Annotated in this window: 5 protein-coding genes and 1 pseudogene; 3 read left to right on the forward strand and 3 right to left on the reverse strand. The window is 62.3% G+C overall.

The annotated features are described in order from the left end of the window. Positions 1-29 precede the first annotated feature (29 nt). The 3 genes and pseudogenes from AE618_RS16190 to AE618_RS28045 form a co-directional block, all read left to right on the forward strand. On the forward strand, positions 30-698 hold the full coding sequence (locus tag AE618_RS16190; RefSeq protein ID WP_248310900.1) for a sigma-70 family RNA polymerase sigma factor: 669 nt from the start codon (positions 30-32) through the stop codon (positions 696-698). Between the two features lie 81 nt (positions 699-779). Continuing rightward, the gene (locus AE618_RS16195) at positions 780-1,421 is read left to right on the forward strand and encodes an NrsF family protein (protein ID WP_054210079.1); all 642 of its coding nucleotides are present in this window, start codon (positions 780-782) and stop codon (positions 1,419-1,421) included. A 120-nt stretch (positions 1,422-1,541) separates the two neighbouring features. Further along, positions 1,542-2,003, forward strand: a pseudogene (locus AE618_RS28045) (transposase); the annotation flags it as partial. Here the strand turns inward: AE618_RS28045 and AE618_RS16205 are convergent. The 3 genes from AE618_RS16205 to opgC form a co-directional block, all read right to left on the reverse strand. Continuing rightward, on the reverse strand, positions 1,978-4,482 hold the full coding sequence (locus AE618_RS16205; RefSeq protein WP_054210080.1) for a hypothetical protein: 2,505 nt from the start codon (positions 4,480-4,482) through the stop codon (positions 1,978-1,980). The pseudogene AE618_RS28045 and the gene AE618_RS16205 overlap by 26 nt on opposite strands. A gap of 150 nt (positions 4,483-4,632) precedes the next feature. Continuing rightward, complete coding sequence (locus AE618_RS16210; RefSeq protein WP_054210081.1) at positions 4,633-6,018, reverse strand: tetratricopeptide repeat protein; 1,386 nt, start codon at positions 6,016-6,018, stop codon at positions 4,633-4,635. 69 nt (positions 6,019-6,087) lie between these two features. After that, positions 6,088-6,868: OpgC domain-containing protein (gene opgC, locus AE618_RS16215; protein ID WP_210166461.1), on the reverse strand; the 781-nt coding region annotated here is incomplete at its 5' end.

A 6,868-nucleotide genomic window follows, 5' to 3' on the forward strand; every position in this document is an offset into this window, starting at 1 on the left:
CCGACGTGGCTGATTGAAATGATGAGGGAATGGTAGCCAAAAGCCCGGCGCAGGCTTGTGAGCCTCTTATCGCCATGCGACGGAATAAGGCGAATTCCGTCCTACTGGGAAAAGCGCTTAAACCCTTGTCGCTCGCTCAACTCGAATCGCAGCTTCGGCCCATTTTTCTCGCTGCGCTTGGCGGCGACGCCGCAGCCTACCGTCTCTTCCTCGATACGATCAGCACGCGCCTGCGCGGCTATCTCCGCCAGATGCTGGCGCGCGTCGGACGCTACGAGATGAGCGAGACGGAGGACGTGCTGCAGGAGACGCTTTTGGCGCTCCATCTCTCCCGCCACACCTATGATCCGGCTAGCCCGGTGACGGCCTGGGCCCGTGCGATCGCGCGTTACAAACTCGTCGATCATCTGCGCCGCACCGGCCGCCATGCCTCCAACCTGCCGATTGATGACGAGGCATACCAGTTGGCGGCACCAGATGACGCGGCCTCCGACGCAAAGCTTGACCTGGCGCGTGCCATGCAGGCCCTGCCGGAGCGGACGCGAACCTTGATCGATCGCGTCAAGCTTCAAGGCACGAGCGTGGCGGAGGCGGCCAGCGCAACCGGCATGACCGAGACAGCGGCCAAGGTCGCTATTCACCGCGGCCTGCAGGCGATGGCCAAGTTCCTGTCGAAACGGGGGGCCAAGGCGATATGAGGCACCGGGCAGGACGCTCTGTAACCTTTTGCCGACTTCCCGCGAAGTATCGCCTATCGAGAGTTCATCCCCCGGTCCGACATGAAAACTGACGATCTGATCTCCCTCATGACCGCAAGCAGCCGGCCGGTGGATACCCGCTGGTTGTCGCGCGCGACTTGGCTTTCCGCTCTCATCGCATTGGTCGCGACCGCCAGCCTCGTCCTGCTGACGCTCGGTGTGCGTCGCGACATGGCCAGTGCCTGGATGACGCTCCCTGTCATCGCAAAAGTCCTGCTCGGCGCCAGCATCGCGGCCGTGGCGCTCAGTGTCTTCCAGAGCAGCCTGCGCCCCGGACTGAAACCGGCGCGCCTCCTGTGGTTGATGGCAGTTCCCCTTGCGCTGACTGCAGGCTGGGCCTTCATTTCGCTATCGCAGGCGCCGGTCGATCAATGGGGAACGTTGACCTTTGGGAGGAGCTGGCGCGCCTGCCTCATTGCCGTTCCGCTCTACGCAATGTGTCCTTTCGTCGTCTTGCTTGCGCTGGCGCGTCGCGGCGCACCGATCAATGGGCACCTGACCGGGCTGTGTGCAGGCTTGGCTTCCGCCGGCCTCGCTACCATTGCCTATAGTCTTCATTGCCCGGACGACGCGGCACCGTTCCTGGGCAGCTGGTACCCGCTCGCCATGGCGGCAACCGCTGGTCTTGGAGCCCTTATCCTCCCGCGCGTTGTCCGCTGGTGAGGCTTTGCACTTGGCTGACCGTCTCTGTGTAGGATTGGTTGGCTGACCTGCTGCCAGTTTTCGTGGACACCGAGATGAGGTGCTTCATGAGGCCGGAGGCGGCGTACACAGCGAAGACGATTTGGGCGTGAGTCCAAGATCGAGGCGGTTCGACTGATCAGGGAACGCGGGGTGGGCGTCGCACAGACGACGCAGTATCTTGACGTCCAGGAGAACGTGCTGCGCAAGTGGGTGAAGGAGTTTGCTGCCGAGCCGGGGCAAGCCTTTCCCGGGCAGAGTCGGATGAAGCTTGAACGGCTCGCGACCGAGCGTTTGGGGCGTCAGGTCGCCAGGCTCAAGCATCGCTTGGCAACCGGAGCAAATGGCAGGGGGCATGCCTTTGCGACGCGCTGGATGCCTCCTGCTCCGGATTTCATGCCTGGCCGCGCGCTTGCCGAGCCGGCGCTGCATGGGCGACGAGGTGGCTGGCGCCAAGATCGCTGCGAGCTCCAAGGCCAGCTCTCGCGACCGGTTGTCGGCCGGTCCGATGAGGCCGGCGATGACGGCGCGGCGCTCGTCACCAGGCTCTCGCAGGGCCGGTAGCCGACGTTAATGTGCGCGGCTCGGCAGGATGATCGGATTTGCCCAGGTTCAACGTGTCGCGGGCAGCCGACGAAAGACCGCGCAATGACAGGGGAACTCGCCCGGAAGGGCCATCGGCTATGATCTGTTCTTGAATCTCTGGTTTCAGCGGAACGCCCTCATCAGCCTCTTGAGGGAAGACGCGATCTCGCAGTTCGGCGAGCGCCCCCTCGACGGGCCGGAAGCTGAATTTGATTTTGTGGGATCCAACCGGAATCTGCACTGCGCGAAAGAGCACGTTCGCCTTCAGGATTTGCGTCGCGACGCCATCGACCTCGGCCTGCCACCAGGGATGCCAGATGTCATTCAGCACAATGAAGCCGGCCTGGGTCGTGGTCACGTCGATTTCGACCTCCGTGTTCTCGTAACGCGAGAGCATCACGCCTGCGCGCGCCGTTGGCGCCTCCTCGGGCGGCGCACCTTGCGGTTCGGCCTCGAGCAGAACGACCTGATGCGGATCGATGTCGGGCCAACGCCCTGTCGCCTTCATGCCCTCGAAGTCAGCCAATTGCCAACCTCCGACGAACTGAACGCGTGGCAGCGCGCGTGGGTTCTCGTAGATGTAGCCCTCCTGGGTCCGCGCCACGAGTTTGAGGTCGCCTTCGCGAAGCGCTTGGTCGATCTGTGTGATGGGAACCGGCGAAGCGATGTAGCGAAGCCCCAGCAGATCGGCCAGGCGACAGCGATAGGAAGGGAATAGCGGTGTGAACTTGCGCTGATTGGGCTCGGCGATCGTGTCCTGGGTTCCGACTGCTTCGGAGAAATCCGCAAGCCGCAGCGGATTGTAGCCTAGCGTGTGATCAAAGCCGTGAACCAGGCCGGCGTTGGGCCACTCGAAACCCAAGCCCAGAAGCTCAACCCTGTCGCGTCGCGGTGATCCGCTCGGCTGCGACAAGAGCTGCTTCAGCTTGCGGACAGTCTCGTTTTGCGTTTCGGTCCGCAGGACATCGTAGAATTTCGGCGGCAACGCGGTCGATTCATTGATACCGTTGTTGATACCGAGATCGGCACCGACAACGCTCGCGACAGCCAGCACAGCAACCAGTGGGGCGGTTGCCGCGCGCCAGCGCAGCAGGATTCCAATAAGTAAAATCGACGTACCGAACCAGGAAATGGCTGAGATCGAAGGCCACCAGGCGTCGTTCAGATGACCTTTACCCGACGATACCACCAAACCGAGTGCCACCGCGGCGCCGACGAAACAAGCAGAGACCAGCAGGTCGAGTTCGTGCGAGCCAGTTGCCTCCGTCGTGAGCAGGCGATGCAGTACGTAGCCTGACATCACGGCGCCAAGCGCACCAATCAAGAATGTCGCATCAGCGGGCCGGCGGAAGAGCTTCACGCCTGGCAGATAATCATAGAATGCTTGGAAGAAGGGCGTGTACCAGCCGAGTGCGAAAAGCACCATGAAGACCAGTAGGATCGTCGTTGCCCGGACTGGTTTGTCCCAAATCCAACCGCGCGTCAGACCCGGCGCGATGATCAGCACCATGGGCAAGGCACCCAGATAGATCTGCCCCATATTCTGCGACAGATAGATACCTTTGTCTTTCCACGCGGCGCTGGCAGGCCCCCAAAATGGCACGCTTGGATCGCGTGCGCCGAAAAGGTCCGCCACGAAAGCCGTCAGGAGCGACGCGGGGTGAAGGGAACCGTGAGCCGCTTCGACGAAGTCGACCTCGGGACGAGTCGACGCTTCGGCGAAGAGCCACGTCCATAGCAATGGAAACGAGATGATCAGGCTTCCGGCAAGGCCGCCGGCCATGATGGGAACGAAACTGGATCGGATCGCGAGCCAGCGGCCAGACATCCAATGAGCCAACACCACGCCAATCAAGACATATGCGCCCAACAAGGCGACCTGGTCCGGCTCGATCACCATTTGACTCGCAGCGCAGCCTGCAAGGACACCACTGATCGTTGAATTCCGCAGCAGCATTCGGCTGGTGAGCCAGAAGGCAATTGCGAAATATGAAAGGCTGGCGATCTGGCCGACATGTTGAATGCGCCATGCCGCTGACGCTCCAAAGGCGAAGACAACGGCAGCAAGCACGCCACCTGCCGGGTGCCATTTGCGATCTCGGAAGTACATGAGCAAGGCGAGCCCACCAGCCAGCAGGTGCAGGAGGACGTATGCGTCAACGTCTCGAAAACTGGGAGATGGGCTCAACAGCGCGAGCAAGATCGCAGGTGAGAAGATGAGTGACTGGGGATCCGCGATTTGAGGCGAGCCGCCGAACACGCCAGGCGTCCAGAAGGGCGATTGCCCGGAATGCAGCGCCTGCGCCAGGAATTGAATCTGGGCGTGGAAATGCGCCTTGGCATCGAATGGGATCGTCCACTGCCCGGAGAGCCAGGGCCAGCAGAGCGCAATCCAAGTCAGCACGAAGGCGACCGCCGCCAAGCGGTAGCCCGAGCTCTTCCCATCAAGGTTGAACAAGAGATCTCCGACAGAAATCGGCTTAAGCGAGTCCACCCGGGATCGCTTAAGCCTGTCGCCCAGGCCCAAGTCGTTTGCGCTGAAGCGCGCTGACGCGGTGTCCAAGGACGGGTGCTCGGTACTGCACCGCCCCGGTCAGGTGGCTTGCGGTCAATGTGCTATGGCAAGCGGCGTCGCAGCGACGACGAGGGCCGCGGCCCGCCCAGCCGACCGATTTCGCAGCATCGCGAGACGCTTTGCGGCGTATAAATTTGAACCGCCGCGCTGAGCGAGGCGATTGCGGAGGATCTCGGAGGCGAGATCATGACTGCCAGAGCGGATCAGGCTCTCGGTGTAGGCCTGCTCGAACAGGTCACGCTGGGCATGACTGCCGCCGATTACCACAAGTCCTTTTCGCGCCGCTCCGAGGAGGCGTGACGCCTCGTCATAGTCGCCTTCCCGGAAGGCGATGAGGCCATAGGCCGCCATTGCGCCGTTGCGCGCAGCGTCGCGCCGCTCCACGCTCGCGTGAAATTTGCTGTCCTGGACAAGGCTGCGGGCGATGGTCTCAGCGCTATCGGTGTGGCCGGCGCCGAGCAGAGACAGGGCATAGTGAAGATCGGCGAACACCAGCCGCCCGTCGTGGATGCGGCCTTCTGCACGAGCGGCGAGCTCGTCCCAGCGAGTCCCGACATCAGCGCCGGCATACTCCAATCGCGCAAGCAGCGAAGCCCCGTTCGCGATATCGCGGTAGTCGTCGGTCTGCTCGCGGCGGATGTCTTCGTCATAGAGCCGAAGCACTTCCGAGATCTTGCCTTGCTCCAGATGAAACAGTGCCAGATGCCAAACAATGTGAAAGCGGAGGTTGTTGGCGTGGGCCCAGTTGCGGTCGTCGCTCAGCCAGGCGACGCCTTCTTCCGTACGGCCGGTCATCTCCAGCACATGCGCGACGGCATGCCGCCCCCATGCATCTCGTGGGCTCAGGGCGACGGCTCGACGGCCGGCAGTCTCCGCCTCGGCGTAGAAGCCATGTTCCTCCAGTGCGAAGGCGTAGCAGCCGTTGACATAACCCGTGAGGGGATGGGTCTCTTCGAAGCCGGGCGCAACGCGGCGCAAGCTTGCAAGCATCTCGTTCTGATCGCCCAACATGAAGCGCAGACCGTGTGACAGCTTCAGCGCGAGCACATCGAAACGGTGATCGTCCAGGATCGATTCAAGGCGATGCGCGGCTTGACGCGGTGCGTCCGAGAGCCACAGCGCCAGCGCCTCGACAACCATGCGCTCGCGCCGCGTGACGGGCCGAACGGCGATGGCGGCCTCTGCCGTGGCGAGGCATTCGCGCGCAGGACCGACCAATTCGGACCGCGCCAGTGACAGCAGCATCAATCCTTTGGCTGCATGGGCCAAAGCAAAGTCCGGATCGGCCTTCAGGGTGCGGGCCAGATGCTCCGGCGTCGCCGCAGCATGGGCCAGCAGGGCTTCGAGCGTATCATTCCAGGCAAGACGCGCTGCGTCGTTCGTAACGGTGATGCGGTCGCCGGAGAGGTCGTAGTACATAGATTGCTCCATTTCGGAGGCCGGATGGCCGCTCAAAGGGAAGTTCGCAACAGCGCCATCAAACGCGGTTCAACTCGCTTCACGGACACGTGACACAGGTCCAAGGTGTATCGAGATCTGCTCTGCGCGACGCTTCGGCTCGGCGTGAGGCCTGGCGCCGGCCCAGGGAGCGCTTTTGAACCAGCCGACCAGGATCGCAGTCCCGACGATCGCGGAAAACCCGATGAGGTTGAGCAGAGCGACGTTCAGCTCGCTTCGTCCGATCAGCCCGGAAACGGTGCTGGCCAACCGAGCCAACACAATACTGGCGAGGAAAGTGGCGAGCGACTGCCGTCCAATGAGGATGAAGACATGCCCTAGACCTTCATCGAGCTTGTGGCGCCAATGCTCGACGAGACTCAACGTGACATAGGCCAAGGCGAAAAAGTGCAGCACGCGCAGCGCATGCAGGTTACTTTTCTCGCTGGCAGGAACGACCAAGTCGTGAAGAGCCTGCGCGGCAGGCCAATTGTCCAGGATCCCCCAGAAGGAAAGCGGCAATGAAACCAGCAAAACCACGCCCGCCGCCAGCAACATGGGCCTGTCACCGAGCTTTGGAACGGGCAGCCACCGCATGCCGAAGAAAAAGCCGATGAAGAATATCAGCTGCCAAGCGAACGGGTTCAGGAACCAGCCAGATCCAGTCCAAGGATTGCCGGGCAAATTGATATCCGCTGTCCAGACTGTCAAACGGCGCGCAATGTTGCCCCCCGATCGGCGTCCAATATTGACCCCTTGATGAGCTGTGGCGGTCAGGAGGCGGCGCGGCGGAGCTGGTTTGGGTTGCACAGCCGCGCCGGCTCCGGGTCGT

The organism is Allobosea vaviloviae (genome assembly GCF_001298265.1).
GTDB lineage: Bacteria > Pseudomonadota > Alphaproteobacteria > Rhizobiales > Beijerinckiaceae > Allobosea > Allobosea vaviloviae_B.

Excerpts from the sequence above, each read along its gene's own strand:
- AE618_RS16195 (WP_054210079.1), top strand. The coding sequence starts at position 780 with ATGAAAACTGACGATCTGATCTCCCTCATGACCGCAAGCAGCCGGCCG.
- AE618_RS16210 (WP_054210081.1), bottom strand. The coding sequence starts at position 6,018 with ATGTACTACGACCTCTCCGGCGACCGCATCACCGTTACGAACGACGCA.
- AE618_RS16190 (WP_248310900.1), top strand. The coding sequence starts at position 30 with ATGGTAGCCAAAAGCCCGGCGCAGGCTTGTGAGCCTCTTATCGCCATG.